This is a genomic window from Actinomadura sp. NPDC049382, assembly GCF_040677125.1.
In the GTDB taxonomy this organism is placed as follows: domain Bacteria; phylum Actinomycetota; class Actinomycetes; order Streptosporangiales; family Streptosporangiaceae; genus Spirillospora; species Spirillospora geliboluensis.
The window spans coordinates 91,662-114,807 of the sequence record NZ_JBFARO010000017.1; the positions used below are offsets into that span (position 1 = coordinate 91,662).

Consider the following 23,146-nt stretch of genomic DNA (forward strand, 5'->3'; position numbering starts at 1 on the left):
AAGGTCAGATGATGCGGAGCTGGCGGAGGAACTCCTGCCAGATCGGTTCGAGGTTCGGTAGCGCCGCGAGCTCGCCCGGGGTCCGCCACGACAGGTCGTTCAGCTCCCCGTTCGACCGGGCACGCTGCGCCTCCCGGTCGGTGAGGGCCACGCTGTACACCAGCCACCAGTGCCAGTTGTCGCCGTCGATGGACCCGGCTGCGCGGTGGCAGCGGTCCCCGCCGAGCCGGTTCAGGACGAGCTTCAGGTCGCGGGGGTTGACGCTAATGCCGGTCTCCTCCTCCAACTCCCGGACCCCGGCGGCGCGGAAGTAGGGCTCCTCGTCTCGGGATCCGGTGGGGATGCGGGCGGCGAGCTCATCGACGTGGCCGGCGCACGGCGCTACCGCGACGGGGGGCTTCGCGCGGAGCCCGGTCAGGTAGCGGCCGTTCCACTCGGCGAGGACACCGACGACGGCGTGGTTGCAGGGGTCCCCCACGTCACACCCGCCGGATGGTGATGCGGCCGATGCGGAACATCCACTCGTTGGTGGGGCCGTTCTTCTCGACGCGGGAGGGGATGTAGACGGTGGCGTCGGCGCGGTCGGGGTTGGCGGTGTCGGCCTCCAACTGCTCGACGTCGCGGCGGGGCAGGTCGGCGTAGAGGGTCTGCTGGGGCCCGTTCTGGGGGCGGAAGTCGATCTCGATCTGCACGGCGGTTCCTTTCGGTGTTAGGCCGCGGCCGGGTGGCCGGGCCGGGTGGTGAGGGCGGACAGGCGCTTCCGGCCGGTGAGGGTGAGCTGGTAGCGGACACCGGCGTCCACGGACTGGGCGAGGAACCCGTCCCGCTGCAGCACCTCCAGCTGCGCCTGCGCGAGGTCGGGAGTGAGGCCGGTCCGGGCGGCAACCTGGCGGGCGGTGGCGGGCTGGCGGGTGGCGGAGAGGACGAGGTGCTCAACGTCGTCCCACAGGGTGCTGGCGCGCATGGCGGTGGTTCCCTTCTGGTTAGGCGGCCGTCTCGTAGCGGCCGTAGCGGGGCTGGACAAGGTGGCCGGACTCCACGAGTTCCCTGAGAAGTTCGGCGACCCGGCGGTGCTTAAGTCCGACCACTTCCTCGATCTCTGTAGGTCGGGTGTTGCCGTCGCGTACTGCGGCGAGGACGGCACGGTGGGAATGGCTGAGGCCATCGATGGCACCAATGGGGTCTTCGTTGAGGCGCCCATCGTCTGTGGTCTTCTGGAAGGTGCGAGGCTTGACGGTCACGGTGGTGACGGTGACCGTGACCTCCTCGGCTTCTCCCATGGCCTTGAGCGCGGTCAGAATGTCGTTGAGCATGCTGATCGGCCTTTCGGGGGGTTAGGCGGCGTGCCGCTGGAGCTCGGCGCGGCCGGCGTCGGTGATGACGTACGGCTTCTTGTCGCCGTCGGTGGCGACCAGCCCCTGAGAGACGAGGGTCCTCAGGCCGTGACGGACGCTTCGGCTGCTCGTGCCGTCCGGGCACATCTTGAAGATCGCTCCGAACATGCGGGGCTCGCCGTCCGCGAGGAGCGGCAGGATCTTGTGCGCCCACGTCTGGGTCTGGGCCGCGGACGGGATGATGGAGACCGTCTCGACCTGGGCGCCGGCAGCGCCGTGGTAGCCGGGCGGGGTGAACGTGCTGGGCGCCAGGTCAGGGTCGTCGGGCTCCGCGGCGGCCTCCGCGGACATCGCGTCGAGGACACCGGCGCGGGGCTGCGACGCGATGCCGTAGACGTCCTCGACGTACTCGGCGCGGAACTGGGTGGAGCGCCCGTCAGGGCCTCCCCCGATGAGACCGAGGCCGTGGGTCTTGGAGCCGTCAGAGAACCGCGCGGGCAGTTTGCTGGGGTCCTCCGACAGGCCGAGCATGTGCGCGGCGAGCGGCTCACCGGTCCGGAACGCGGTGATCGTCCCCTCCTTGATCAGGTTCCGGATGATCGCGGCGTCGTGGCCGCCCATCTCGTTTTGGCTCGGTGAGTGACCCGCGTACGCCTTCCCGATGCCGGTCTTGCGGTCCAGGCGGGAGATGTTCCCGAGCCGGTAGAGGGCCTCAGCGCCGTGCACCGGGTGCTTGACCAGGGCGTGCATCTCGTCGAGGACGGCGTACAGCAGCGGGATCCGGACCCCGTGCACGTCGGGTTCGTTGGGGTCGAAGTACTTTTTGCCGCCCTTGCGTTCCCGGCCCTTGTGGTCGACCCACTCGATCTCCTGGCCGAAGTACCGGGACCGGCGGAACACGATCCGCTCCAGCGCGCGAAGCAGACGCATGTTCTGGTCGATGTTGTCCTGCCCGCCGATCGCGTACCGGTCGACGGCGTCGATCCAGTCCGGGAGGCACTGCCCTTCTTGCGGGTCGCTGATCCACGCGACCGCGAGCGGGGTGCGGTGCAGTTCGCACACCAGCTTGTCGAGGAACGCGGACTTCCCTGATCCCTTGGTGCCGACCACGAAGAAGTCGGTGGCGCCGGACCGCTCCGCCCAGAACTGCCCGTGCGCGGGCGTCCCGTCGGGGTAGCGGCCGATCTCCAGGATCCCGGTGGCCGGGTCGAGGGTCGGGCCGGCCCAGCGGGGCCCGTCGTTGAGGACGTCGCGTTCGAGGACGGTGAGGAGCGCGGTGCGGGCGCTGATGGGTTCGAGGATCGCGGTGTGCGGGTCGTAGGCGCTGCGGATGAGCCGCGCGGCGTTGAGGATGTCCTCGACGGATCGGGTGCCGCGTTCGGCGACGAGGTGGGCCTGGTGGCCGTTGGGGATCTTCCGCTCGTTGGTCAGTTCGGCGGGTGCGGGCTGGTACAGGTCCCAGGTGCGGCGGAGATCGCTGACCGGCTCGGGTTCGGGGAGCGGGTCGAGCACGGTGATGTCGGGGCGGCACCGCCACCGGTTCCGGTAGGCGTAGGGCGCGGCGAGCGCGGCTGCGCCGGCGACGAACGCGGCGTCGCCCGGCCCGGACCACGACAGGCCGTGCGCGGCGATCACAGCGGCCCAGGCGGACGCGTACACGGTGATGGCGGCGCTGTAGGTGGCGGCGAGCCGTGAGCGGATGTGCCGCCAGTTCAGGGCGGCGAGGCCACCGACCGCGGCGGCTGCGGTACCTGCGGCAGTGGTGGGCTGCGCAGCGAAGTAGGTACCGATGGTCACGGTCGTGGTGGCGGCGGTGAGCGGCGCGAGGCGCGCGAGACGGTTGGTGTCGGATGCGCGTGCGGCGAGCACGTCGATGGTCTTGCGGAGCGGGCGCCGTGCCGCGGGCTGCGCGGGCGGCGGGGCGATGTACGGCGCTGCGGTGGGAGCCGTGTCGACGGCGGGAGCGTCGTTGAGGTCGATGGCGTTCACGTCTCCCCCACGGGATGGTAGGTGGCCGGTTGGCGGGATGCCCCGCCGGACCTTGGGGCCCGGCGGGGCGAGGCGGTCAGGAGTTGTAGACGGCCTGGTCGCCGGTCGTCGCGGTCGCTTCCTTGGTCTCCTTGACGGCGCCGTGCCGGGACAGGAAGTCGCCACTGGCGGCCTGCACCGCGATGAGGTGCTGCTCCTCCGCTTCGTGGCAGGCGGCGGCGCGGCCGATGGTCGGGTCGTCGACGTTCATGCCTCGGTAGGAGGCCATCAGCGCCTCGTAGTGCGAGAGCAGCTGCTGGCTGAGCCGCTGGATCGCGTTCCAGTTCGCAACGGCCGCTTCGTAGCCGGTGTACTCACCGGTCGGGACGGTGGTCATTGGGTCTCCTTCGGTGGACGGTGCCGCGGCGGGAGCCGGCGGCGGTTTCAACGGGATGACGGTGGCGTTCACGCCGTCGTCGAGGTCGGGGACGGGGACGGGTTGCGGGGCGGTGCGCGGCTGCCAGCAGACGGCGCAGCGGTGTCCGCCGGTCGGGTACGGCTGGGCGGGGGCGTCGTCGCAGAAGTCGCAGCGGGCCGGCGCGGCCGGGGGATCCTCGGTGGCTGGGTCCGTGTCGGGGCCGTCCGGCTGCGGCGTCTGGTCGGTCTCGCTGGACCTGGACGGCGCTTCGGCGGGTGCCGCCGGGGCGGGGCGCTCCGCATCATCAGCGGGGCCAGCAGGGCCAGCAGGGTCACCGGAGTGGTCGGGAGCGGGCTCAGCCGCGTCGTCCTGAGCGGGCTCGTCCGGCGCCGGCACAGGCTGACGGGGACTGGTGCCCTCCGCGGAGCCTTCCTTGGTCCCCTCACCGCGGCGGCCGCCGCTGCGGATCTTCTCCGCTTCCTCCAGCGCCACGCGGACCCGTTCCCGGATCTCCGCGCGCCGCTGCAACCCCGCGGTCTCGGCCTCGATCCGGGCGGCCTCCGCGAGCTCCTTGTTCTCCGCGTACGCGGCACGGACCTCCGGGAACCCACCACGGATCTGCCCCCACCAGTACTGGCGTGCGGCACGGCGTGCGACCCGCTTCACCCGGCTGGGGCTCCAATGCGGGTAGGTGCGGGCGATCTCCGCGGCCCGCTGGTCCCGGATGTGGGCGTACTCGGTCTTCCCGTTCTCGATCGCATGCCTGAGCGCAAGCGTGATCAGGATCGACAGGAGTAGCGGGTCCATGGGGTCACGCCCCCAGCTTCGTCCGCAGCATCAGCTCCACCTGGTTCGCGGCGGGATGCAGATGGGCGTTGATGTCGTAGAAGATCCCCTTGTTGATCGCGGCGCAGACCAGCGGCAGCGCGAACGCCACCCACAGGGCCCGGTCGGTGGCGGTGCGGAACACCGCGACCGCGACGGTGAGCAGCACGGCGAAGCCCAGCAGCACGAGAATCACCGGGCCGGCGGGCCCGAAGAGTCCGGTGATGCTCCGCAGCACGCTCACGACCCACTGTCCGATACCGATGTAGGTCGCCAGCGTCCCCCCGAGCACCATCAGCACGACTGCGATGGTGAGGACGATCTGGTCGGAGTTGCGGCCGGGCAGATGCCCGCGGAACTTCGAGATGATCAGCGCGATACCGGCGACGAGGACAGCGCCACCAGTGCCGATCAGTCCAGTCAGCATGATCGGTTTTCCTTTCAGGTCAGATACCAGATCAGCCCTGCGACCAGCAGGGCCGTGATGGCGCGGCCGGGGCGTTGCCCGAGGACCGCGAGGGTGTACAGCGGGACCGACCACAGCACGCAGGCTGCGGCACCGACGCGGGCGAGCATCCGCAGCGCGAACGCTTCGTGCACCCACCAGTCGCCGTCTTGGGCCCGGTCCGCGAGCTCTCGTGGGGAGGGCGGCTGAATGTCCCAGATTTCGCCCGACCAGATCCGCTGCCAGGCGTCGGAGAACCGGTCACCGATGCCGTCGACACCTGCGCCGTGGCCACGCTCCGTAACCGGCAACGTGTCGTCGAAGACCCCCGGTTCTGGGGTACGATGGCCATCGCGCGCGCGCGCAAGATCGGGGTGTTCATCGTCCCCGTGGCCGGTTGCCGCATTGCCGGTTGCCGCTTCCGCTCCGTCCTTACCGAGCGTGACTCTCATCGGGTCTTCCTCCTCACCTGTTCCGTGCGGTCCGCGAGTTGCCGGGCCCGCGCGACGAGCCGCGCGATCTCGTTCTCCAGGACCGCGTCGGCGGTCGCCTTATCCGGGTGGCGGGACGCTTCGGCCCGCAGGTAGTCGCACGCCTCACCGAGGCGCGCGCTGAGCGTCGGGGCGGTGTCGAGCTTGCGGCGCCAGTACACGCCGCGGCTGACCTTGCGGGGCTGAGCGGTGCGGGGCATCACCCAGCCCTCCGCACGGTCCGGCCGACCAGGCGCTCGGCACGGCCCCTCGCAACCCAGCCCGCCTTGTATGCCCCAGCCACCGTGATGACAGGCAGCGCGCCAGCCATGAGCCAGACGACGACGAACCTGACGGTGCTCTGGTTCCGAGGTTCACGGTTCGGGTTCGTGTGGTTCAGGTTCATGACGCCACCGCCTGGTTCACCAGTTCGCGGGCGGCGACGAGGCGGTGGTACGCGGTCGTCTTCGCGAACTTGAGTTCCTCGCGAACCACGTTCAGCGTCACGGCGTCCTCGCCGCGCTCACGGATCAGGTCCACGACTTGCTGAACCTCGGCGGCCTTCCGCTGGGCGCGGTCGTTGAGGTTCGTGGCGGGCTTGGTCTTGGGCTTGTGCGGCGTGGTGGGCGCGTGGTTCGGAACCTCGGAGTTCGCGGGGTCGGCCGGGGCAGGTTCGTGAACCTGCGGTTCGGGGTTCACCGGTTCGTGGTTCTCCTCTGGTTCAGGGAGAGCGGTTCGCGGTTCGGGGTTCGTGAGTTCGGGAGCGTGGTTCGGAACCTGCCGCGGTTCGTGAACCTCAGAGACGGCCGGTTCCTGAACCTCTGCGTGAACCTGAACCTGCCGGTTCGCGAACTCCGGTTCCGGAACCTCTTCTGCGGTTCGCGGTTCGGAGGAGAGAGCGAACAGGTCGTCTCCGATCGCGATCTTCCGGAGGTCGGTCTCGTCGTCGCCCGTGACCTTCTCGGCTTGGTCCCGTGCCGACGTCGCGAACGCGTCGGCCACGATGTAGGAGAAGAAGGCGAACGCTGCGGCGCCGGCGGCGCAGATCGCGCCGATCGCGTTGCCGCCGTGGATGTTCGCGACCATCGACGCAACCAGAGGCGTGACCATCAGGGACCACAGGGCGGCGTTCTGCCAGCCCTTGACCCGGCCGCCGTGCTGAACGAGGTCGGACTTGGCGAGGATCACGATGGTGGCGAGGCCGGTGAGACCGACCTCGGCGATGTAGCCGGAGCCGGCGGGGATGTTCTTGTACTCACTGGCGAGGTGTTCGAGGCCGCGGGCGGATCCGAACGCTAGGACGATCGACGTCGCGAGGGAGATGTGCATGTACCGGGTCCGGCGGGCGTACAAGGTCCGCACCGACTTGGCTGGGGATGCGGCCTCGCGGGCCTCGTGGAGCGCGTCGAGGGCCTTCTCGGCGTGGCTGGCGCGGCGGTCTTCCACGCGGTAGCGGCGGCGGATGCGGCCGTGTTCGGCGTCGAGGAGCAGCTTGTGCTGGACGTCGCGGAGCCGGTCGGCGTGGGGACGAACTGCCGGGTTGGTGCGCGGGTCGGTGAGCCGGTCCTGCCCGGGGATGCGGGCGAGGTGCTCGGCTTTGGTGGTCTGGTCCTGGACGGACTCGACCACGGGCTGGGTGGTGTGCTTCCACATGAGCTTCACGCCGCCACCTCCTGCTGGGCGCGCTCTCGGCGCAGGGCGCGGCGTTCCTTGGGGCCGGTGCCGCCGAACACGCCGTACTGGTCGTTCCACTCGTCGAAGTCCAGCGCCATCTCCAGGCACCTAATGCGGACGGGGCAGCGTGCGCATGCCTGCTTCGCCTGCCGGGTGGCGTGGTCGCCGGCGTTGTTGCTGAAGAACACCTCGACGCCGATCTCGGCGCAGAGCGCGTCCTTGGTCCAATCGGGGACCTCAAGGCGCAGGTCGACACGGCCCGAGTTGTCCCAGGGGCTGTGGCCGTGGATGCGGCGGTGGCGTGGCGCAGGCATGGCGGGTTACTCCTCAGTAGGGGAGGGTGTGACCGGACGGGGTCCGGCGATCCTCAGGCGGGGTCGGGCGCCGCGGCGGGCGCGGCTTCTGCTGGGTCTGGCGGGACATCACGCCTCCCCAGGCCGCAGGTAGTCGAGCGGGAACACCCGCTCGAGCACGTCGCGGCAGTGGTCGATGTCGGCGGTCTCCGGCCACTCGGCGGCCTCGATCCGCGCGAGCAGCGACTCCTGCTCCGCGGTGAGTTCAGCGGTGAGGGACTCGGGGTGCCCGGCCGGGAGCTGGACCACGATCGCGACTTCGCAGGTGTCGCAGACCAGCAGGGACGGGGTGACGGTGCCGTGCTGCTCGTAGCCGGGCACGAACCGGAACGGGTGGGTGCGACGCACACGGTGCCAGAGGCGGCGCGGGGTGATGGCGTTCACCGCGTCACCTCCTTGCTGATGTCGGCGGCCTGGACGCGGTGCCCGCGAGGGCACCGGTACTGGACCGGGCCCTCGTCGAGGACCACGCCGTGGCGGGGGCAGCGTGCGGTGGGCCGAGCGTGCGGGGTGCGGGTGGTGTTCACGACAGCACCGCCGGGATGACGACGAGGACGGCGAGGATCAGGAAAACGGCGGCACTCCCCAGCCGGAACTTGGTGAACTCGTTCACGACGCGGCCTCCGTCAGCTGCTCGATGATCGCGGTGAACGGGTGCGGTTCGTCGGCGGGCCGCGGGGCGGGGACGCCGGCGGGCGGGGTGTAGGCGTACGCGGTGACGGTGACACCGGCGGTGGTGCCAGCCTGCTCGATGGGGTAGGCGGCGACCTGGACGGTGTCGTGGGTGGTGAGGCCGTGCGCGACGAGGACGGCGGCGATGTCCCGCTCGACCTGCGCGAGGTCCACAGTCTCGGCGGGGGCGGTCACTTCTTCCCGCCCTTGCCGAGCTCGGGCAGGCCCTTGCCCTTCTTGCCCCACATGCTGGACGTGGGTGCGGTGGCCTCGCCGCCGCGGCTGGTACGGTTCGACATAGGAGCGGTTCCTTCCTTGGAGGGTTGAGCGGTTCCGATCGGCCCCGTTCCGGTGTTGCTGCACCGGGCGGGGCTTTGTGCTGTTCGGGGTGGTGGCCTCCGCCGCCCCTACAGCGGTCACTGCGGGGCCCGGGGCGGCGGAGGTGCTCATCGGGACGTCGCCTTCCGGGTGATCCGCTGGAAGGCCGACCGGACCTGCACCAGCGGAGGAAGGTCCCCACACACGGGGCAGTCGTTGTGCTGGTGTTCGTCACAGTCCGGGTCGAACACGGCGGTGACCTCGTTGAACACGACGTTGTAGATCGCGAACGCCATCACCAGCGAGAGCGCCAGAGGGTTCGAGCGGTAGACGATCACCGCGACGATGCCGCCGATCAGCGCGAGCAGGGTCGGTGACGGCAGCGCCCGGACGATCTGGCGCGTCTTGGTGGTGGGCTGGTTGGTCATCAGCGGTCCTTCTTCGGCGGGAGGACGGTGCGCCACGCAGCGCCCAGGGCGCGGCCCCAGTAGGTAGCGGTCCGCTCCACCCGCTCCTCGATGGAGGGGCGTGGGGCGGCGGTGTCGGCGTCCTGCTGCTTGGGCGTCTGCTCGGCGCTCATGCCGCCCCCTTGGCGATGACCTGGCAGCTGCCTTCGCTGGCTGCGAGGAGACCCTCGACGAACGGGCGGGGGATCAGGTGCTTGCGGCCGGAGCGGACGCTGGGCCACTCGCCGCTACGGATGCGGCGGTAGATCGTCCAGCGGGACAGGCCGGTTCGGGCGGAGACGTCGGCGACGGGGAGCAGGTGCTTTCGGTCGGCGTGGACCGGGAGCAACTGTCGGTCGTCCAGGTCGCGGCCCTGTGGGGGGCTCTGCTCGGCGTGCTCCGATCTGCTCTGCATGCTCCCCATGCTCTGCGAGTCTGGCGCATAAGTCAAGCAATTGCGCCAGATATGCGCGGCAGCTTGTAGGCTTGGGCTTGCCAGGTTCCGCGTCACCGCAGGTGAGCCCCGTCCACCACATCAACCCGGACGGGGCTCATTGCGTCACATGCCGCAAGTTGCGAGCATTGAAGCGGTGACGCAACCGAAGGAGGAACCCCGTGGACGACCTGCAACCCGAGTTCATGTGGAAGGACACCGGCTCAGGCGGCGGCGGCTGCCCCGCCCTCTACTCCGTCCGGCAAGTCCCTGAGGGCTACATCGTGCAGGGCAAGAAGATCAGCGAGGGAACCCGCGCCCTGCTCCGTCAGCTCGCCGACGACGAGGACGCCGTCTTCGTCCCCGCGAACGTCCTCGACCGACTCAAGGACCAGGCATGACCAACAGCCGTGTCATCACGCCGGCCGAGTTCGGTGAGATGCTCCACGACTTCGACCACACCGCGTTCCGCCTCGAACTCCAGGACAGCTACCTCGAGGCGGAGGAGGCCGACCTGTTCGCGGCGTTCCTGCGCGGAGACCCCGACCCGCCCACCACCGTCCCGGAACTGCAGGAGTGGTACCGGCGGATCAACGAGCACGTGAAGGAAGGCAAACGCATCGAACGGGTCCGCGTGCAGCAGGACCCGCCCACCGACTATCAGCGTTTCGAACGCTGGCTGGACCACTGGAACCGGCAGGCCGGCGAGACGATGCGGTACCTGACCCGAGACCGAGCCCACGAGATCGGACTACTCCCGGCCGCGGGCAACACCGACTGGTGGCTGCTGGACTCGGCCCGGTTGATCGCCATGCGATTCGACGACGAAGGGCACCGAATCCAGAACGAACTCATCACCGACCCGGAGGTCGTGATTCAGGCGTGCATGTGGCGGGACCTGGCAGTCCACCACAGCGTCCTGCTCAACAGCCAGGACGTGGCCGCCTAGCACGAAGGAACATCACCCGTGGATCCACTACAAGCCTGGCTGACCCGGCCTGAAGGTCTGGCGACCCGCCTGCGTGCCATGCGCGCTCAGGCGGGTCTCACCGGTAAGGACCTCGCGGACGCGCAGGGCTGGCAGCAGTCCAAGGTGTCACGCATCGAGAACGGCAAGCAAATGCCGTCCGATGAAGACCTCTCCGCCTGGGCCGATGCCTGCGACGGCTGGGCGGTCATGGACGAATTGCATCGCCTGCGCGACGAAGCGCAGGCGATGCACGTCACCTTTCGAAGCAGGATGCGTCAAGGGCAGAAGAATGTGCAGGAGGACTACAACAAGCTGGTCGCGGACTCGACTCTGATCTGCCACTTCGAGACCGTCTATGTGCCTGGGCTTTTGCAGGTCCCAGAATATTCCCGGCGCGTGTTCCGTGAGATGATCTCGCTGCATAGCCTGGAGATAGACGATGTTGATGCCGCTGTCGCGGCACGGCTTCAGAGACAGCAGCTCCTGTACGACTCGTCGAAGAGTTTCGAGTTCCTCCTCGCCGAGCCGGTGCTGCGGTGGCTGATCTGTCCGCCGGCGGTTATGCGCAGCCAGCTCGACCGTCTTCAGACCGTGATCGGTCTCGACCGGGTCCGGTTCGGGATCCTCCCGATGGGGGTGGAGTTGGCGACGACTCCGCAGAACAGCTTCCAGATCTATGTCGCTGACCAGCCGGTCGTGGCGCTGGAGACGTTCGTCGGCGAGGACTTCGCCCGCGGCGAGACTGCCGCGCACTATGAGCGGGTGCTGGAGATGCTGTGGGAGGAGGCCGTCACGGGCGATGAGGCACGCGAGCTGATCGTGGCGGCGTCCCAGGCGCTTGCGAGCTGACGCGCGTCCGGAGCGAGCGGCCCGTCCCTCCGAGGGGCGGGCCGTTTCGTGTGCGCGGCCCCGTGGACCGCACATTGAGGGTGCGGCGCTGAGTGGCCCGCTGAGCGCCGATCTTCCGCCGGGCTTGGCTCGCCCTCGGGAGAACGGGTTTCCGGCCGTTGTCGTTGATTCTGTGGCCGTCTGGAATGTGTTGGCGTCTTCTGGCGGGGGCGGTGTTTCGCTGACGCGGGATCTCGCCCCGCGCGCGAAGCGCGCGGAAGGGGACTTGGGGCTAAGGGGAACAGGGGTAAGGGGAACCGTTAACAACTATCTTAACGTTCCCCTTTCCCCTGTGAAGGGTTAGGCGAAGGGTTCCGCTAACCCTTAGCGGAAGGGTTAGGCGGCAGGGAGTATCTGTGCTGTGACCTGCTGAGACGCGCGGCCGGGTCCTGGACGCCAGGCGAACGTGGGGCCAGTGCCATGGAACGCGGGCGGGCCAGTGACCTGCGGGAAGCACCGACCCTGCCTCAGGTGGCAGACGCCGGAGCGGATCAGGGTTTCGAGTGGGGTTGCGTTAAGGGTTCCGGGAAGGGTTAGACGAGGTTCTGACCTGCATGTTTGGGACACGCGCCAGGCCCGGCCGTGGCCGCTGCCCGGTCGCTCGTGGTCTCACTCATCGTCTCGGCGCGGGGCCGCCGACTCCGAACCGCTCTCAGCCCGCGATGACATCACCGCAGTAGCCCAGATCAGGGTTACGAGCAGGGTTCCCGGAACCCTTAGCGGAAGGGTTCCGGCAAGGGTTAGATGTCCTCCTACAGGGGCTTGCATGGGGGTGCGCCCGGCTCCTGTAGACAAGGGGGAACGGCATGGGTGCGTCGGACTGGATCGCGCTCGCTGCGCTGGTCGTCGCTGTGGCAGGGCTTGCCGTGGCGGTACAGGCAGCCGTCTCCTCACACAGATCGGCGAAGAGCGCCGAGCGGTCAGCTGAGGAGGCCGCCAAGAGCAGGGCGATAGATGAGGACCGCCGGCGTCAGGAGCGAGAGCAGCGCCACGAAGACCTGGCGCCGGACCTGCCAGGGAACATCAATGCCGAGTTCCGTCCGAATGAGCGGTTGGGCGGCGGTCACGGGAGCCTGTTCGGGAAGATCGTGGTGCCTCGTGGCTATCGGGTTAGGGCTGTGGCTCTGATGGGGCAGTCGCGGAGTGAGTTGGGGCTCGGCATGGTTGTCGTCCCGGGCCGTGAGGTCGAGTTCCAGATCGAGCAGTGGCATCCGGACCAGGAGGCGCCTCGGACTGCGGAGATCGTGTTCCGGTTCTGGCCTCCGCTCGAAGGCGATGACGTGCCCTCATGGGTGTGCGGCTGTGACCGGCCGACCGGTGAGACTGCGGACGGTCCTGGCCACTGGGAGCACCGCGCCACGGTGACCTACATCAACCCTGCGAGCAATATCTGGTGAAGACCTGCGCGGGCTAGAGGTTGATTCGCCCGTAAAGCTTCCATTGGTGGAGTTCCTTGTCGCTGACCTGCCCGCCTTGGAGGGTGGCGGCGACGAGCGCGAGGGTGGCGTGGACCTGGGCTTCTTGGAGCTTCTTCGACCGTTCGGTTTCGTTCTTCTCGTACCTGATGCTGTCGAGGAGTTGCTCGGCCTGCTTGTAGTGCTCTGGTCCGCTTAGCGCCATGGGGAGAGTGTGCCCGCTTGCTGGCGGGCGCGGCATGGTCGTTGCCGGTTACGGTCAGCGAGGTTGACTGGTGGCGGGCCGCTAGCCGGGTCTACGCCGGACACAGGTTGACGGGTGACGCGTCGCGGGCCGACTGGTTGTCATGGCGTCCGGGTGCGGCCGTGTCTGCCCGTCTGCGGGGCGCTGGCGCGTGGGGCGGCGGACACTGGGCCGGTCTTCCCCTCCAGCTAGAGAGTGACCGCGAATGGGTGTTCCTCCTCTGCCGCGTGACCCGAGCGACCCTGACGGGCCGTGGCCCCCGACACCTGCCCCGCAGCCGGCGCAGCCGTACACGGGGCCGATGCCTCCACCTCCTCCGCCACCGCAGGTGGTGTACGTGCAAGCCCCGGCTGATAATGGCCGCAGGCGGAAGCAGGTGACGCGGCGGAAGGTCGGCGGGGCCGCGCACTCCATGCACCTGATCCTGACGGTGTGCACGTGCGGGCTATGGGGGTTCGTGTGGTTCTTCCACTGGCTGTTCACCAGGTCGAAGACGGTGACGCGGTGACCGCCCGGCGCCGCACGGTGGGGCTGGCGCTGGCTGTGCTGGCTGCTGCGGGAACGGCGGCCTGCGACAGCGACCAGACCCCCACAGCCTCACCCTCGGCCTCCACGTCCGCCACAGCCGCGCCGTCACCCTCGGCGTCTGCTCCATCTCCGCGCAGCACCAGCTCGGCTGGCGCGCTCGCAGGCATTCCCCCGAAGCCTTCACCGCAGAACCGGGCCGCGTTCCTTGCGGCGCTGAACCGGATCGACCCGGACATCATCGGGGACAAGGACCCGGACCTGATCGTGGACCGGGGCCGTAACCAGTGCAGCAGCGTGAAGAACCGCCCGGACGACCAGGCTTACCTGATCCGGACGACGAACATCCGGTTCACGGCGCCGGGGCATCCGGGCGGTTTCGGTGAGGCGAAGGCTGCGCGGATTTTGAAGGCGGTACGGAAGTACCTGTGCCCGACCTGGTGAGGACAAGTTAGAACTTGCGGGCCACGTCGGCGAGTGCCTCTATTTGCTCCAGCGTCAGGCGATGCCCGACCGCAAGCCTGATCTGGTGCTCATGCAGCGTGTACAGCGCCCGCCCAAGGCGCTGGTGTCGCGCCGCCTGCTGGAGCGTCTTGAAGTAGCGGTGGCCGTAGCCGTCGTTGACGACCTGGGTGTCCAACCGGAACTGGGCGGACTTGCCCCGGTACTCGATGGTCACGAGCAGCCGGCCGATCTTTGTGACGGTGCCGGGCCAGCCGGCGTCTGGCTGCCCCATGCGTCGCCCGTTCTGATCGAACACGCGCACCTCATCGCCGACACGAAGGTCAGGTGCGGACATGACTGTCCTCCTCGACGGTCAGTCGCCACCTCATGGCGCCGTCCCACGCCCGCCACAGCGAGTCCCGGTAGAACACGTCGGTGCGGCCACCGTTGAGGGACCGGTCCTCGTAGCCGACCTGGATGTAGATGCCTTCCGTCTTGACGACGCGGCCGGGGTGGCGGCGTCCTCCTGCGAGCGGGGTTTTGGTGGCTTCGTCGTGCTCGACGACGACCACCGCGTCACCTTCCTTCAACGGCATGTCACACCTCCTCCGCGGTCCCGTGCGCGGCCCGCTCCGCGTCGAGAACGACGCGCGCCTCGCCTTCGGTCAGGTCGTCGCCCATGCTCGCGGCGAGCTCGAACAGGCCGATCAGGTTGGCCATCCGGCGTGCCGTCTCAGGCGAGACTGCGGGCATGTCGTTGCTGTCAGCCACTGGGCTTCTCCTCGGACTCCCGCCCGCAGGTGCAGCCGGTGAGCGGGCGGGGAGTGTGTCCTGCGGACCGCATCGCCAGTGCGTGCGCCCGCCCGTACAGAGTGCTCGCATTGCATTCGGGGGAGTGTCCCGCCGCAGCGTGTCGGCGCTTGGCGTCGGTGTAGCAGGCGGACGCCTTGAAGTGCTCGTGCTCCCAGTTCCCGCGGAACCGGGAGACGAGCGCCGACTCGTAGATCGCGCGGGTGCACTCGGTGAGGAACGCCTGGTCGCTGAGCGTGGGAAGCTTGCTAGCCCACTCGATGAGGCCGGGCTTGTAGTGGTCCTTGGCGTTGTCGAACTCGCCGATGGCGACCGGTCCGACGATGTCAACGATGCTGGCCCTGTCAGCCACCGGCCTTCTCCAGTTCGCTCAGGTACCAGTCCAACTCCTTCTGCGCCGTCTTCAGCACCTGGACCGTGCCCGGATTGTGGGGCAGCGGCGCCTTGATCGCTCGGGCTGCCGTGTCGAGCGCGGCCTGGGCACGCAGGTAGGAGGACACGATCCGGTCCCGCTGCAGCTCCTCGGGCGTCATCTTCGCCATCGGTTCACTCCTCGGTGGTCTCGGGGGTGCTCTCACCGAACGCCTCCTTGAACTTCGGCCATGTGCGGCGAAGCTCCTGGAACGAGGGCGGCGGCGCGTCCTGCCCCAGCAGAATCTGCAGGGCAGCGATCTCCTCATTGCTCACGCTGTCAGCCACGGACTCACTCCTTACCGGTCTCGATGTAGCGGCGGACCGCGACCAGGTCGTCCCGGCGCGCGAAGTCCACACCGTGGTGTCCATCGAACGAGTAGGGTTCCTTCCTTCCTTGCCGGTCTGGCGTCCTGCCCCGCCCTGGATCCCGGGGGTTCCAGGGCGGGACAGGCAGTCAGTCCCGGAAGCAGGCGAACTCCTGCGTCACGTCCACGCCGGCGGCGTCGGTGACGCGGATGTTCCACGCCTCCTCGCGGTCCGCCTTCCGGCTGACCACCGGGCCGACCGTGTTGATGCCGCGCTCGGTGAGCTGCCGCTTCACCTGCACGTGCTCACCGTCCCCGCGGGTCTTCTCGTAGGTGAGGGTGAACTGGGCGGTGAACCTGCCGTGCTCGTCGCGGGTGGACGCGGAGCCGTGGTCGATGGTCAGCATGTGAACTCCCGTGGTTGCGGATTGGTGGGCGGTAGAGGGGGTTGGTGGTGGTTAGCTGCGCAGGAGGTGGCGGTAGGTCTTGTACTCGGGGCGGAGCCGCCGCGTGTACGAGGCGGCGCTCATCCGCAGCCGCTCGAACACCTCCGGCGCGGCCTGCTCGGCGGCCTTCTTCGCCTCCTGAAGTTCGGTGTCGGCCTCGAATGCCGCGTCGGCGGCGGCCCGGTACTCCTTCCGCACACGGTCGAGGATCTGGGTCTGCCGGGGCGTGCCGCGCTTGGCGACGGCGCGGATGCGGTCCAGGTGTTCGCGCTTCCGGTCCATCACCCGGCGGGTGTCACGGGCGCGCCGCCACGCGGCCCGGTACTCCTCAACCTCGGGGGCACTGGTGGCGACCTGAACGTCGGCCGGGTCGGGCAGGGCGGTCACGGTGTCGCCGTGGGTGATCCGGGTGAGCTCATCCATGCCGTCCGGTGTCCTCTCCTGCTGGTATGCGCAGTGGGTTAGCGCAGGCACTCGCTGATCTCGGCAACCAGACGGAGCTGGGCGGTGACCTTCCGCTGCCGCTCCTCGTACTCCACCTCCGACACCCCATGTGCCTGGTCCAGGTCGGCCTGGAGGCGGCGGAGCTCGTCGTTAGCGCACTGGTACTCGAAGCGCATACGTGCCTGATATCCGGTCGTGTCCTCGCCGGAGGGCATGGCAGTACGTCCTTCCTTCGGGGTCAGTAGCGGGCAGGAGCCGGCAGCCAACCGTCGGCGATGTCCTTCACAACCCGCACGAGGTTCGGCCAGTGCTCGTCGCAGGTGCGGCCAGCGTTGAAGTCTTCGGCCCCGACAAGGCCCTTCCACCGGGCGTGGGTGGTGCACTGCTCGACCGAGCAGAAGAACCGGCCCGGGCGGCAGTGCACGACCCGCCAGGAGCCGTGGTCGCCGATGCGCCCCTGGATCGGGCGGGGGGTGGCCATAAGGTCCTCCTAGTCAGTCGGCGACGAGGCCGGCGACGGTGATGGTGCCGAGGCGGACGGCACCGTTGACGGCCGCCACCGCGCCCTCGGGGGTGAAGCCGCGGTGGAACAGGGCGCGGAGCGCGCCGAGCCGGTCGACGTCGGCGGCGAGGGTGTCGCCCCACCCGTTGGCGACCGTGTAGCCGGTCTGTCCGTGGGTGATGGTGGTGAGCTCGTCCATGTCGTCTGGCGCCCCTTCATGGCCGCGTTTCTGTTAGTACAGAAACTACCCGTCCACGCTGCTTGGCGCAAGGGGTTCAGTGCTATATTTGTTAGAACAGAAACCGATCATCTCTAGAGGAGGCCGCTATGCTCCTGTACTCACAGAAACCGCGAGGTCAAGGAGACTCTGTGGGGCGTCCCCGTACCGGCCAGACTCCGCTTCAGCACGTCCGCATCCCCCAGGAGGACTGGGACGACCTGAGAGCCGTGGCCGGCCGTCGAGCCCCCTCTGTGCTCCGGGACTTCATCCGCTGGTATCTCCGCCGTCCCGGCGCCAAGCTCCCTGACCGGCCAAGCCGAGAGGAGATCGCGGAGGTAGGGGAGGCTGAGAAGTGAGGCATCCAGGCCCCGCATACCTCTATCGCCTCTTCGATGTGGCGGGCGATCTCCTGTACGTCGGTGTCACGCGCAACCCTGCGCAGAGGTGGAAGTACCACGCCAGGGAGCGAAGGTGGTGGCACGAGGTGGCCAAACACGAACTCACCCCCTTCGCCGAACGCGCCCAAGCTGAGGCAGCGGAGAAGCAAGCCATCAAGGCCGAGGCCCCCCGCTACAACACCTGCCACACGCCACGCCACTCCATGATCTGCAACAAGAAACTCACGCCTGACGAGCGCGAGGCATGGGCGTGGGCACGCTCGCAGGACGGCTACCCACAGGAGTAGATGCCGCCGGGCGCAGGCCCCCGCTTCCACACGGAGTTTGAACAGGTCACCGGGCACCCTCATGCGGTGCCCTCTCTGGCCTTCGCGGCCCCTTCGGTCGATGCCCCACCAAGGTCGTGGTCTACGGGGCGAGGGGCCGGCGTTGACGCCCGGCGGCAGGCTCATCAATCGGTGGGCTCCTCCCACACGTCCGCGATCACAGCCACGTCCACGCCCCGGTCCTGCCAGTTCCGGGTGACGGCGTGCAGGTGCGTCCGCCCGGTCGCGGAGGTGGACGGCGCCCACCGGTCCAGCCCGAGCGCGACCACCCACGACTCCCATGCGCGTCGGCGGACGGCGTGGTCGGGCTGGTGGGCTTCGCCGACGAGGGCGTGGTCACCGACCCGCCACGACAGCACCGGCAGCCCGTGCTGGTCGGCGAGGTCGAGGAGGTCGCCGAGCAGGTCGTAGCGGCGCCGCTGCCACCGACGTAGGTCCGCGTCAGTGACCGGGCCGAGAAGACTGCCGCTCATGACGCCTCCCCACGCGGCTGCCCAGGGGCGTCCAAGTACCAGTTGTCCGAGCCGACCAGCTTCACCAGCATCTGGTGGTGTCGTTGCGCCGCCCGACCGTCTGGCAGCGCGAGGGCGCGGGCGATCCGCAGCCACGACACCCCGCGGCGCCGAGCCATGTCGATCAGGTTCCGTTCGGCTTTGAGCCGGTCGTATGTCGCGTACGCCGACAATGCGAGGGCGTCGGTGATGTCTTCCGCTGTGAGCGGGCCGGGCGCGTCGTCGCGGAGGCCGAGGGCCGGGTGCGTCCACTCGCGCCGGTTATCGCCTGTGGAGATCGCCTCCGACAACTCGGACTCGAACCCGACACGCGACCACTTCAGCGTGGACAGGCCGGAGGGGCGCGCATCGCGCGGGTACCGGTTGGTCAGCCGTTCCCGGGCCGCGGAAACAAGCGCCGCTGCGGGTCTCATCATGGCGTCTCCTGGGGGAGTGGGAAGAGGGTGAGGTTCTGGACGGCGTCGGCGAGCTCGATCTCGCCCGGCTGGTCCCACTCGGCGACCAGCCGGCGAGTGTTCTCCACGGCGGCCTCGTAGCCGATGCCGTGGTTGGAGCCGCCGCACGCACGGCACACGCACTTGGAGTGTTTGGCGTCGTAGCAGAGCTCGTCGCACTGGCCGATGACGTCTCGACCACGACGGATGATCAGCAGCGACGCCACGGCAGGTCAGTCCTCCGAGTCGGGCAGTTCGACGTGTGCGGTCACAACCAGGCGTGTCCCCTCGGGGAAGTCTGAGGCGTGCGTCTTGAAGCCCGGCCCGAATGCGAACCCGCTACCGCTCTCCTTGCCTTCCTCCACCCAGAACAGGCCAGGGAGCCACTCGGCTCCACCCGCGCGTGCGTGTGACGATCGGGAAGGAAGGCGCCGGGCGACCAGCACATGCGTCCGCTCCCGATTGTCGGGACGCAGTACCTGACCGGGGTCACGATGCCTGGTGCACTTGAACGGGCGCCGCTGCTGCTCCTGCATGATCTCGGCGTACTCGCGCTGGCTTGTGTACGTGTAGAAGGTGGTCTCGTGGCAGCCGATCTCGGCGCATCGCACGACCCTGGTTCGCTCCCTAGCCATTGCCGCCTCCGGTGATGGCGTCCCACTGGGCGCGGACCCACCGGGCATCCCCGAGCGCGGTGTGCCGGTCGAACTGGTCAGGGTCGACGCCGACGGAACGCGACAGGGTGTTGGAGTTCCACGGCAGTGACGCGACCATGTCCGGAATCTTCGCGAGCGCGTCGTGCGGTTCGCCGCTCGCGGTGAGCTGGTCGGTGGCGCGTCGAACCACACCGTGCGCGTATCCGACCGCGAGGGCCTCGACGTCGATCAGGTGGTAGTGGGCGGTGAACGCCTGCCCGTACCGGGGCAGCCAGCGCCGCAGGAACCCCGCGTCGAATGACGGCACCGCGCCGACGATGTGCGCACCGTCCAACAGCCGGGCGAGGACGACAGCGACCGCCTCCGGCGACGACCACTTCAGCTTGGATTCGGCTGCTGCGAGGTTCGCGGCGGCCAGCGTCGCGGACTCGTGCTCAGCGGTCCGCTCGTAGTACCGGCCGATACGCAGGCTGTTCGGGTCGGCCTTGGTCAGGTCCGGCCTGACCCGCCACAGGAACTCACGGTCGTCGGCGTAGTGGCCGCGGGCGATAACACCGATCTCCCAGGGCTCGTGCCGGTCAGGGTCGAGCCCGGTGGTTTCGAGGTCAAGGAAGCAGATGCGGGTCGTCACAGGATCCCCCTGTAGGCGGCGAGGGGGATGAGTAGGGTCCAGCAGGCGGCAGCCATAGCCACGGCCTGCGCGCGCGCCCTCGCGGCCATCAGAACGGGGACTCGCTGACGAACGGGATCTCGGTGCGGCGGGCGTCAGCGACCACCGCCGAGTCCTCGCCCGGCAGCGACTCCGGCTGCCAGTCCGCCGGCGGGTCGTCCCCAGCGAACGGGTCGTCGTGGTCCGCGTCCAGCGCGTTGTCGAGCTCCCACTCGGCGGCCAGGTCCGGGTCGATCATGAGGTCTCCAATGGTCATGAGGGGTCTGCATCCTCGGCGTATTCGGTCGCGATCCGAGCCATGACCTCAACGGCCACACGGCTGGGTGACGCTGATGGAGGATGACGACACGGAGACTCCGCCCGAAAACGCTGACGAAGTAATGTTCGTCGACGCGTTCCGCAACCACGAGATCCCCGGCCTGTAGGGCGGGGCCGCGCCTCCGGGGTCAGGACGCGGGGCGGATCAGGAGCAGCGCGATGTCGTCGTGGCCCTGCTGGTCGGACAGCAGGGCCAGGACGCCGTCGGCGGTGTCCTCCAGCGACGCGGACCGGGAGGCGACCAGCGCCGACGCCAGCCGGGCGATGCCCTCGTCGATGTTGCGCATGCGGCTCTCCACCAGCCCGTCGGTGTAGAACGCCAGGGTGGCGCCCGCCGGGATCTCGGCCGCCAGCTGCTCGTAGGCGGGCGGGTGGTCGGGGTCGGACACGCCGAGCGGCAGCCCGTGCGGGAACGCGAACCGCCGCGCCGTCCCGTCGGGCAGCGCCAGCAGCGGCGGCGGATGCCCCGCGCACGCCACCTCGCAGCGCAGCGTCGCCGGGTCGCACACCATGCACAGGCACGTCGCGAACTGCGCGGCGTCCAGGTCCTGGGCGATGGAGTCGAGCCGCTCCAGCACCTCGGCGGGCGGGAACTCGCAGCCGGCCAGGGTGTGCGCGGCGACCCGCAGCTGCCCCATCGCGGCGGCGGCGGTGACGCCGTGCCCGACCGAGTCGCCGATCACGACCGCGACCTTGTCGCCGGGCAGCGGGACCACGTCGTACCAGTCGCCGCCGACGCCGCTGCGCGCCGGCCGGTAGCGGTGCGCGATCTCCAGGCCGGGCGGGACGGTGATCCCGGCGGGCAGCAGCCCGGCCTTCAGCGCGGTGGCGGTGCGGTGCTCGCGCCGGTACTGGCAGGCGTTGTCGACGCAGGTCGCGGCGCGCCCGGCGAGCTCGGCGGCGAGCGCGGTGTCGGCGGCGGCGAACGGCAGCCGGCCGCGCTTGCGGCTGAACACCGCGAACCCCAGCGCCCGGCCCCGCGCCACCAGCGGCACCGCCAGCAGCGACACGTGGTCCAGCAGCCCGTCGATGACGCGGCCGGTGCGCAGCGCCATCGTGTCCTGGATGGCGTCGCCGCCGAACTCGACCATGCCGCCGGTGGTGAGGCAGCGGGCGTAGGGGGTGGACGGCGGGTAGACGATGACCTCGTTGACGGGGAACTCGCGGGCCCACTCGCGCGGGTCGTCCTCGGCGAACGCGACCGCGAGGCGCCGCACGACCGCCGAGCCGTCGGCCTCCGCGGCGGGCTGGTCGTCGTCGGCGAGGAGCCGCTCCAGCACGTAGATGGCGCCGGCGTCGGCGAACCGGGGGACGGTCACGGCGACGATCTCGCGGGCGGTGCGGTGCAGGTCGAGGGTGGAGCCGATGCGGCGGCCCGCCTCGTTGAGCAGTTCCAGCCCGTCGGCCCAGGGCGGCGACACCGTCAGCACGGCGGCGGTGCCGCCGTCCGCGCACACGATCGGGGCGCAGGTGACCGAGACGCCGTCGCCCGACAGCGGCAGCACCCCGGACCACGGGTGGCCGGAGGCGGCCAGCTTCAGCGCGGCGGCGAGCGGCTCGGCGGCCCCGGGCCGGCCGAGCAGGCCGGGCAGCGCGGCGCCGACCGCCTCGCCCGCGCCGCGGGCGAACAGGCGCGCGGCGCCCTCGCTCCACCCGGTGACCCTGCCGTCGGGGGCGAGCAGGACGGTCACCGGCTCCGGTCGTGCGGGCTGTTCGGACATCGGTCCTCGCTGTCCCGGTTGCGGGCGCTCGGCGGAGCGGCTCGGGTTACGCTGAGTCCGCCCCGCGACGGCCACCCCTCGGTCATTAGGGAGACGATGCATGGACTCCGAGTGGATCCCACCCGAGGTCGACAGTCGAAGGCCAAGCGTCGCACGGGTCTATGACTTCCTGCTCGGCGGAGCCTACAATTTCGCGTCAGATCGTGATCTGGCGACGGGGCTGCTGCGGGTGGAGCCGCAGGCCCGGGAGCTGGCGCGGGCGAACCGGGCGTTCCTGCGGCGCGCGGTCCGCACGCTGGCCGCCTCGGGCGTGGCGCAGTTCGTCGACATCGGCTCGGGCATCCCGACGCAGGGCAACGTGCACGAGGTCGCGCAGAGCGTGAACCCGGACGCGCGGGTGGTGTACGTCGACAACGACGACGTCGCCGTCGCGCACAGCCGCGCGATCCTGGCGGGCAACGACCAGACCGCGATCCTGCAGGCCGACATGCGGCGCCCGGCCGACATCCTCGCCGACCCGGAGCTGAAGCGGCTGGTCGACCCGTCCGAGCCGGTGGCGTTCCTGCTGGTGGCGGCCCTGCACCTGGTCAAGCCCGAGGAGGACCCGGGCGGGATCGTCGCGGCGTTCCGCGACGCCGCCGCCCCCGGCAGCCACCTGGTGGTCTCGCACCTCACCCATGAGGCGCAGCCGGGCAAGACCGCCGCGATCGGCAAGCTCTACGACCGGGCCAGCTCCCCGGCGGTCGCCCGCTCGCACGCGGAGATCCTGCGGTTCTTCGACGGCTGGGAGCTGCTCGACCCCGGCCTGGTGTACGTGCCGCTGTGGCGCCCGGACGAGGGCGAGACCGTCGACGACCCCGAGCGGTTCCTGGTCTACGGCGGAGTCGGCCGCCTCCCCTGACGCCCCGCTCCGCCGGGCCCGGCGCGCGCCGCCCGTTCGCGGGCGCGTCTCAGCGGGCGAAGGCGATCGCGGTGCCGGCGCTGATCACGACCGCGAGGACGACCAGGACGAGCGAGGTGTCCAGCGGGTCGCGGCGGCGCGGCGGCGCCTTCACCGCGCGCGGCGCGGTGTGCGCCGGCTGCGGGGACGCCTGCTCGGGCTTCTTCGCGGGCGGCGGGGCCGGGCGC

Annotated in this window: 44 protein-coding genes; 8 read left to right on the plus strand and 36 right to left on the minus strand. The window is 69.8% G+C overall.

The window, feature by feature from the left end; all coding sequences use genetic code 11:
• Window positions 1-4: 4 nt before the first annotated feature.
• The 17 genes from AB0K34_RS14050 to AB0K34_RS14130 form a co-directional block, all read right to left on the minus strand.
• Window positions 5-478, minus strand: a complete 474-nt coding sequence (locus AB0K34_RS14050; protein WP_364548427.1) for an NUDIX hydrolase — start codon at window positions 476-478, stop codon at window positions 5-7.
• 1 nt (window position 479) lies between these two features.
• The gene (locus AB0K34_RS14055; protein ID WP_364548429.1) at window positions 480-692 is read right to left on the minus strand and encodes a hypothetical protein; all 213 of its coding nucleotides are present in this window, start codon (window positions 690-692) and stop codon (window positions 480-482) included.
• A gap of 17 nt (window positions 693-709) precedes the next feature.
• Window positions 710-964: a hypothetical protein gene (locus AB0K34_RS14060; protein WP_364548432.1), complete on the minus strand. Its 255-nt coding sequence runs from the start codon at window positions 962-964 to the stop codon at window positions 710-712.
• 19 nt (window positions 965-983) lie between these two features.
• The gene (locus AB0K34_RS14065) at window positions 984-1,313 is read right to left on the minus strand and encodes a hypothetical protein (protein WP_364548434.1); all 330 of its coding nucleotides are present in this window, start codon (window positions 1,311-1,313) and stop codon (window positions 984-986) included.
• Between the two features lie 21 nt (window positions 1,314-1,334).
• Complete coding sequence (locus AB0K34_RS14070) at window positions 1,335-3,323, minus strand: hypothetical protein (protein ID WP_364548437.1); 1,989 nt, start codon at window positions 3,321-3,323, stop codon at window positions 1,335-1,337.
• 76 nt (window positions 3,324-3,399) lie between these two features.
• On the minus strand, window positions 3,400-4,527 hold the full coding sequence (locus AB0K34_RS14075) for a hypothetical protein (RefSeq protein WP_364548439.1): 1,128 nt from the start codon (window positions 4,525-4,527) through the stop codon (window positions 3,400-3,402).
• 4 nt (window positions 4,528-4,531) lie between these two features.
• Window positions 4,532-4,972 (minus strand): hypothetical protein, encoded by a 441-nt coding sequence (locus AB0K34_RS14080; RefSeq protein ID WP_364548441.1) that lies wholly within the window; start codon window positions 4,970-4,972, stop codon window positions 4,532-4,534.
• Between the two features lie 14 nt (window positions 4,973-4,986).
• Window positions 4,987-5,442, minus strand: coding sequence for a hypothetical protein (locus AB0K34_RS14085; protein WP_364548444.1), 456 nt, complete (start codon window positions 5,440-5,442; stop codon window positions 4,987-4,989).
• Window positions 5,439-5,681, minus strand: a complete 243-nt coding sequence (locus AB0K34_RS14090) for a hypothetical protein (protein WP_364548447.1) — start codon at window positions 5,679-5,681, stop codon at window positions 5,439-5,441. Before AB0K34_RS14090 ends, AB0K34_RS14085 begins: the two co-directional genes overlap by 4 nt.
• A 181-nt stretch (window positions 5,682-5,862) precedes the next feature.
• Entirely contained in the window at window positions 5,863-7,122 is a 1,260-nt protein-coding gene (locus AB0K34_RS14095) for a hypothetical protein (RefSeq protein ID WP_364548448.1), read from the minus strand.
• Window positions 7,119-7,448 (minus strand): WhiB family transcriptional regulator, encoded by a 330-nt coding sequence (locus tag AB0K34_RS14100; protein WP_364548450.1) that lies wholly within the window; start codon window positions 7,446-7,448, stop codon window positions 7,119-7,121. The genes AB0K34_RS14095 and AB0K34_RS14100 overlap by 4 nt, the downstream gene beginning before the upstream one ends.
• A 108-nt stretch (window positions 7,449-7,556) precedes the next feature.
• Complete coding sequence (locus tag AB0K34_RS14105) at window positions 7,557-7,871, minus strand: hypothetical protein (RefSeq protein ID WP_364548451.1); 315 nt, start codon at window positions 7,869-7,871, stop codon at window positions 7,557-7,559.
• Entirely contained in the window at window positions 7,868-8,014 is a 147-nt protein-coding gene (locus AB0K34_RS14110; RefSeq protein WP_364548453.1) for a hypothetical protein, read from the minus strand. Before AB0K34_RS14110 ends, AB0K34_RS14105 begins: the two co-directional genes overlap by 4 nt.
• A gap of 82 nt (window positions 8,015-8,096) precedes the next feature.
• A complete protein-coding gene (locus AB0K34_RS14115; protein WP_364548456.1) occupies window positions 8,097-8,354 on the minus strand; it encodes a hypothetical protein in 258 nt (85 codons plus the stop codon).
• Between the two features lie 251 nt (window positions 8,355-8,605).
• Window positions 8,606-8,905, minus strand: coding sequence for a hypothetical protein (locus AB0K34_RS14120; protein WP_364548459.1), 300 nt, complete (start codon window positions 8,903-8,905; stop codon window positions 8,606-8,608).
• Window positions 8,905-9,057: a hypothetical protein gene (locus AB0K34_RS14125; protein WP_364548462.1), complete on the minus strand. Its 153-nt coding sequence runs from the start codon at window positions 9,055-9,057 to the stop codon at window positions 8,905-8,907. The genes AB0K34_RS14120 and AB0K34_RS14125 overlap by 1 nt, the downstream gene beginning before the upstream one ends.
• Entirely contained in the window at window positions 9,054-9,338 is a 285-nt protein-coding gene (locus tag AB0K34_RS14130) for an excisionase family DNA-binding protein (RefSeq protein WP_364548465.1), read from the minus strand. Before AB0K34_RS14130 ends, AB0K34_RS14125 begins: the two co-directional genes overlap by 4 nt.
• A 200-nt stretch (window positions 9,339-9,538) precedes the next feature.
• Between AB0K34_RS14130 and AB0K34_RS14135 the strand changes: the two genes are divergently transcribed.
• The 4 genes from AB0K34_RS14135 (at window position 9,539) to AB0K34_RS14150 (ending at window position 12,611) form a co-directional block, all read left to right on the plus strand.
• Window positions 9,539-9,757 carry a hypothetical protein gene (locus tag AB0K34_RS14135; RefSeq protein WP_364548468.1) on the plus strand — a complete coding sequence of 73 codons (219 nt, stop codon included), beginning with the start codon at window positions 9,539-9,541 and terminating at the stop codon, window positions 9,755-9,757.
• Window positions 9,754-10,305 carry a DUF6879 family protein gene (locus AB0K34_RS14140; RefSeq protein ID WP_364548471.1) on the plus strand — a complete coding sequence of 184 codons (552 nt, stop codon included), beginning with the start codon at window positions 9,754-9,756 and terminating at the stop codon, window positions 10,303-10,305. Before AB0K34_RS14135 ends, AB0K34_RS14140 begins: the two co-directional genes overlap by 4 nt.
• 18 nt (window positions 10,306-10,323) lie before the next feature.
• Window positions 10,324-11,175, plus strand: coding sequence for a helix-turn-helix transcriptional regulator (locus tag AB0K34_RS14145; RefSeq protein WP_364548474.1), 852 nt, complete (start codon window positions 10,324-10,326; stop codon window positions 11,173-11,175).
• 845 nt (window positions 11,176-12,020) lie between these two features.
• Complete coding sequence (locus AB0K34_RS14150) at window positions 12,021-12,611, plus strand: hypothetical protein (protein ID WP_364548477.1); 591 nt, start codon at window positions 12,021-12,023, stop codon at window positions 12,609-12,611.
• A gap of 13 nt (window positions 12,612-12,624) precedes the next feature.
• Here AB0K34_RS14150 and AB0K34_RS14155 read toward each other — a convergent pair whose 3' ends face one another.
• Complete coding sequence (locus tag AB0K34_RS14155) at window positions 12,625-12,834, minus strand: hypothetical protein (protein ID WP_364548479.1); 210 nt, start codon at window positions 12,832-12,834, stop codon at window positions 12,625-12,627.
• 415 nt (window positions 12,835-13,249) lie between these two features.
• On the opposite strand from AB0K34_RS14155, the gene AB0K34_RS14160 reads away from it, so the two are divergent.
• Complete coding sequence (locus AB0K34_RS14160) at window positions 13,250-13,381, plus strand: hypothetical protein (RefSeq protein ID WP_364548482.1); 132 nt, start codon at window positions 13,250-13,252, stop codon at window positions 13,379-13,381.
• Window positions 13,378-13,842, plus strand: coding sequence for a hypothetical protein (locus AB0K34_RS14165; RefSeq protein WP_364548485.1), 465 nt, complete (start codon window positions 13,378-13,380; stop codon window positions 13,840-13,842). The genes AB0K34_RS14160 and AB0K34_RS14165 overlap by 4 nt, the downstream gene beginning before the upstream one ends.
• Window positions 13,843-13,849: 7 nt before the next feature.
• Here the strand turns inward: AB0K34_RS14165 and AB0K34_RS14170 are convergent, their stop codons facing one another.
• The 11 genes from AB0K34_RS14170 to AB0K34_RS14220 form a co-directional block, all read right to left on the minus strand.
• On the minus strand, window positions 13,850-14,197 hold the full coding sequence (locus tag AB0K34_RS14170) for a hypothetical protein (RefSeq protein WP_364548488.1): 348 nt from the start codon (window positions 14,195-14,197) through the stop codon (window positions 13,850-13,852).
• Window positions 14,184-14,438, minus strand: a complete 255-nt coding sequence (locus tag AB0K34_RS14175) for a hypothetical protein (protein ID WP_364548491.1) — start codon at window positions 14,436-14,438, stop codon at window positions 14,184-14,186. The genes AB0K34_RS14170 and AB0K34_RS14175 overlap by 14 nt, the downstream gene beginning before the upstream one ends.
• 1 nt (window position 14,439) lies before the next feature.
• On the minus strand, window positions 14,440-14,613 hold the full coding sequence (locus AB0K34_RS14180) for a hypothetical protein (protein ID WP_364548494.1): 174 nt from the start codon (window positions 14,611-14,613) through the stop codon (window positions 14,440-14,442).
• Window positions 14,606-15,004, minus strand: a complete 399-nt coding sequence (locus AB0K34_RS14185; RefSeq protein WP_364548497.1) for a hypothetical protein — start codon at window positions 15,002-15,004, stop codon at window positions 14,606-14,608. Before AB0K34_RS14185 ends, AB0K34_RS14180 begins: the two co-directional genes overlap by 8 nt.
• Window positions 14,997-15,194, minus strand: a complete 198-nt coding sequence (locus tag AB0K34_RS14190; RefSeq protein WP_364548499.1) for a hypothetical protein — start codon at window positions 15,192-15,194, stop codon at window positions 14,997-14,999. The genes AB0K34_RS14185 and AB0K34_RS14190 overlap by 8 nt, the downstream gene beginning before the upstream one ends.
• Before the next feature lie 4 nt (window positions 15,195-15,198).
• A complete protein-coding gene (locus AB0K34_RS14195; protein ID WP_364548502.1) occupies window positions 15,199-15,351 on the minus strand; it encodes a hypothetical protein in 153 nt (50 codons plus the stop codon).
• Between the two features lie 169 nt (window positions 15,352-15,520).
• Window positions 15,521-15,778, minus strand: a complete 258-nt coding sequence (locus AB0K34_RS14200) for a hypothetical protein (protein WP_364548504.1) — start codon at window positions 15,776-15,778, stop codon at window positions 15,521-15,523.
• 51 nt (window positions 15,779-15,829) lie between these two features.
• Window positions 15,830-16,240, minus strand: a complete 411-nt coding sequence (locus AB0K34_RS14205; protein WP_364548507.1) for a hypothetical protein — start codon at window positions 16,238-16,240, stop codon at window positions 15,830-15,832.
• Between the two features lie 38 nt (window positions 16,241-16,278).
• Window positions 16,279-16,476: a hypothetical protein gene (locus AB0K34_RS14210; RefSeq protein WP_364548510.1), complete on the minus strand. Its 198-nt coding sequence runs from the start codon at window positions 16,474-16,476 to the stop codon at window positions 16,279-16,281.
• Between the two features lie 23 nt (window positions 16,477-16,499).
• On the minus strand, window positions 16,500-16,742 hold the full coding sequence (locus AB0K34_RS14215; RefSeq protein WP_364548512.1) for a hypothetical protein: 243 nt from the start codon (window positions 16,740-16,742) through the stop codon (window positions 16,500-16,502).
• A 13-nt stretch (window positions 16,743-16,755) separates the two neighbouring features.
• Window positions 16,756-16,962: a hypothetical protein gene (locus AB0K34_RS14220; RefSeq protein ID WP_364548515.1), complete on the minus strand. Its 207-nt coding sequence runs from the start codon at window positions 16,960-16,962 to the stop codon at window positions 16,756-16,758.
• 373 nt (window positions 16,963-17,335) lie between these two features.
• On the opposite strand from AB0K34_RS14220, the gene AB0K34_RS14225 reads away from it, so the two are divergent.
• On the plus strand, window positions 17,336-17,668 hold the full coding sequence (locus tag AB0K34_RS14225; RefSeq protein ID WP_364548518.1) for a GIY-YIG nuclease family protein: 333 nt from the start codon (window positions 17,336-17,338) through the stop codon (window positions 17,666-17,668).
• A 164-nt stretch (window positions 17,669-17,832) separates the two neighbouring features.
• On the opposite strand, the gene AB0K34_RS14230 is transcribed toward AB0K34_RS14225, so the two are convergent.
• The 7 genes from AB0K34_RS14230 to AB0K34_RS14260 all read right to left on the minus strand — a co-directional run bounded on the left by AB0K34_RS14230 (window position 17,833) and on the right by AB0K34_RS14260 (window position 22,018).
• Window positions 17,833-18,180, minus strand: a complete 348-nt coding sequence (locus AB0K34_RS14230; RefSeq protein ID WP_364548521.1) for a hypothetical protein — start codon at window positions 18,178-18,180, stop codon at window positions 17,833-17,835.
• Window positions 18,177-18,635 carry a hypothetical protein gene (locus AB0K34_RS14235; RefSeq protein WP_364548524.1) on the minus strand — a complete coding sequence of 153 codons (459 nt, stop codon included), beginning with the start codon at window positions 18,633-18,635 and terminating at the stop codon, window positions 18,177-18,179. Before AB0K34_RS14235 ends, AB0K34_RS14230 begins: the two co-directional genes overlap by 4 nt.
• Window positions 18,632-18,880: a hypothetical protein gene (locus AB0K34_RS14240; RefSeq protein ID WP_364548526.1), complete on the minus strand. Its 249-nt coding sequence runs from the start codon at window positions 18,878-18,880 to the stop codon at window positions 18,632-18,634. Before AB0K34_RS14240 ends, AB0K34_RS14235 begins: the two co-directional genes overlap by 4 nt.
• Window positions 18,881-18,886: 6 nt before the next feature.
• Complete coding sequence (locus AB0K34_RS14245; protein ID WP_364548529.1) at window positions 18,887-19,264, minus strand: hypothetical protein; 378 nt, start codon at window positions 19,262-19,264, stop codon at window positions 18,887-18,889.
• Between the two features lie 16 nt (window positions 19,265-19,280).
• The gene (locus tag AB0K34_RS14250) at window positions 19,281-19,940 is read right to left on the minus strand and encodes a hypothetical protein (protein WP_364548532.1); all 660 of its coding nucleotides are present in this window, start codon (window positions 19,938-19,940) and stop codon (window positions 19,281-19,283) included.
• An 88-nt stretch (window positions 19,941-20,028) separates the two neighbouring features.
• Window positions 20,029-20,235 (minus strand): hypothetical protein, encoded by a 207-nt coding sequence (locus AB0K34_RS14255; protein WP_364548535.1) that lies wholly within the window; start codon window positions 20,233-20,235, stop codon window positions 20,029-20,031.
• Between the two features lie 190 nt (window positions 20,236-20,425).
• The gene (locus tag AB0K34_RS14260) at window positions 20,426-22,018 is read right to left on the minus strand and encodes a PP2C family protein-serine/threonine phosphatase (protein ID WP_138640196.1); all 1,593 of its coding nucleotides are present in this window, start codon (window positions 22,016-22,018) and stop codon (window positions 20,426-20,428) included.
• 100 nt (window positions 22,019-22,118) lie between these two features.
• Between AB0K34_RS14260 and AB0K34_RS14265 the strand changes: the two genes are divergently transcribed.
• Window positions 22,119-22,919, plus strand: a complete 801-nt coding sequence (locus tag AB0K34_RS14265) for an SAM-dependent methyltransferase (RefSeq protein WP_138640197.1) — start codon at window positions 22,119-22,121, stop codon at window positions 22,917-22,919.
• The last annotated feature ends 227 nt before the right edge of the window (window positions 22,920-23,146 follow it).

Bases quoted from the DNA above. Each gene is read 5' to 3' on its own strand.
- AB0K34_RS14170 (WP_364548488.1), bottom strand. From the start codon at position 14,197: ATGTCCGCACCTGACCTTCGTGTCGGCGATGAGGTGCGCGTGTTCGAT.
- AB0K34_RS14220 (WP_364548515.1), bottom strand. From the start codon at position 16,962: ATGGACGAGCTCACCACCATCACCCACGGACAGACCGGCTACACGGTC.
- AB0K34_RS14230 (WP_364548521.1), bottom strand. From the start codon at position 18,180: ATGAGCGGCAGTCTTCTCGGCCCGGTCACTGACGCGGACCTACGTCGG.
- AB0K34_RS14120 (WP_364548459.1), bottom strand. From the start codon at position 8,905: ATGACCAACCAGCCCACCACCAAGACGCGCCAGATCGTCCGGGCGCTG.
- AB0K34_RS14260 (WP_138640196.1), bottom strand. From the start codon at position 22,018: ATGTCCGAACAGCCCGCACGACCGGAGCCGGTGACCGTCCTGCTCGCC.
- AB0K34_RS14235 (WP_364548524.1), bottom strand. From the start codon at position 18,635: ATGATGAGACCCGCAGCGGCGCTTGTTTCCGCGGCCCGGGAACGGCTG.
- AB0K34_RS14080 (WP_364548441.1), bottom strand. From the start codon at position 4,972: ATGCTGACTGGACTGATCGGCACTGGTGGCGCTGTCCTCGTCGCCGGT.
- AB0K34_RS14100 (WP_364548450.1), bottom strand. From the start codon at position 7,448: ATGCCTGCGCCACGCCACCGCCGCATCCACGGCCACAGCCCCTGGGAC.
- AB0K34_RS14130 (WP_364548465.1), bottom strand. From the start codon at position 9,338: ATGCAGAGCAGATCGGAGCACGCCGAGCAGAGCCCCCCACAGGGCCGC.
- AB0K34_RS14155 (WP_364548479.1), bottom strand. From the start codon at position 12,834: ATGGCGCTAAGCGGACCAGAGCACTACAAGCAGGCCGAGCAACTCCTC.
- AB0K34_RS14060 (WP_364548432.1), bottom strand. From the start codon at position 964: ATGCGCGCCAGCACCCTGTGGGACGACGTTGAGCACCTCGTCCTCTCC.
- AB0K34_RS14175 (WP_364548491.1), bottom strand. From the start codon at position 14,438: ATGCCGTTGAAGGAAGGTGACGCGGTGGTCGTCGTCGAGCACGACGAA.
- AB0K34_RS14190 (WP_364548499.1), bottom strand. From the start codon at position 15,194: ATGGCGAAGATGACGCCCGAGGAGCTGCAGCGGGACCGGATCGTGTCC.
- AB0K34_RS14075 (WP_364548439.1), bottom strand. From the start codon at position 4,527: ATGGACCCGCTACTCCTGTCGATCCTGATCACGCTTGCGCTCAGGCAT.
- AB0K34_RS14210 (WP_364548510.1), bottom strand. From the start codon at position 16,476: ATGCCCTCCGGCGAGGACACGACCGGATATCAGGCACGTATGCGCTTC.
- AB0K34_RS14200 (WP_364548504.1), bottom strand. From the start codon at position 15,778: ATGCTGACCATCGACCACGGCTCCGCGTCCACCCGCGACGAGCACGGC.
- AB0K34_RS14265 (WP_138640197.1), top strand. From the start codon at position 22,119: ATGGACTCCGAGTGGATCCCACCCGAGGTCGACAGTCGAAGGCCAAGC.
- AB0K34_RS14065 (WP_364548434.1), bottom strand. From the start codon at position 1,313: ATGCTCAACGACATTCTGACCGCGCTCAAGGCCATGGGAGAAGCCGAG.
- AB0K34_RS14215 (WP_364548512.1), bottom strand. From the start codon at position 16,742: ATGGCCACCCCCCGCCCGATCCAGGGGCGCATCGGCGACCACGGCTCC.
- AB0K34_RS14085 (WP_364548444.1), bottom strand. From the start codon at position 5,442: ATGAGAGTCACGCTCGGTAAGGACGGAGCGGAAGCGGCAACCGGCAAT.
- AB0K34_RS14150 (WP_364548477.1), top strand. From the start codon at position 12,021: ATGGGTGCGTCGGACTGGATCGCGCTCGCTGCGCTGGTCGTCGCTGTG.
- AB0K34_RS14090 (WP_364548447.1), bottom strand. From the start codon at position 5,681: ATGCCCCGCACCGCTCAGCCCCGCAAGGTCAGCCGCGGCGTGTACTGG.
- AB0K34_RS14255 (WP_364548535.1), bottom strand. From the start codon at position 20,235: ATGACCATTGGAGACCTCATGATCGACCCGGACCTGGCCGCCGAGTGG.
- AB0K34_RS14140 (WP_364548471.1), top strand. From the start codon at position 9,754: ATGACCAACAGCCGTGTCATCACGCCGGCCGAGTTCGGTGAGATGCTC.
- AB0K34_RS14125 (WP_364548462.1), bottom strand. From the start codon at position 9,057: ATGAGCGCCGAGCAGACGCCCAAGCAGCAGGACGCCGACACCGCCGCC.
- AB0K34_RS14205 (WP_364548507.1), bottom strand. From the start codon at position 16,240: ATGGATGAGCTCACCCGGATCACCCACGGCGACACCGTGACCGCCCTG.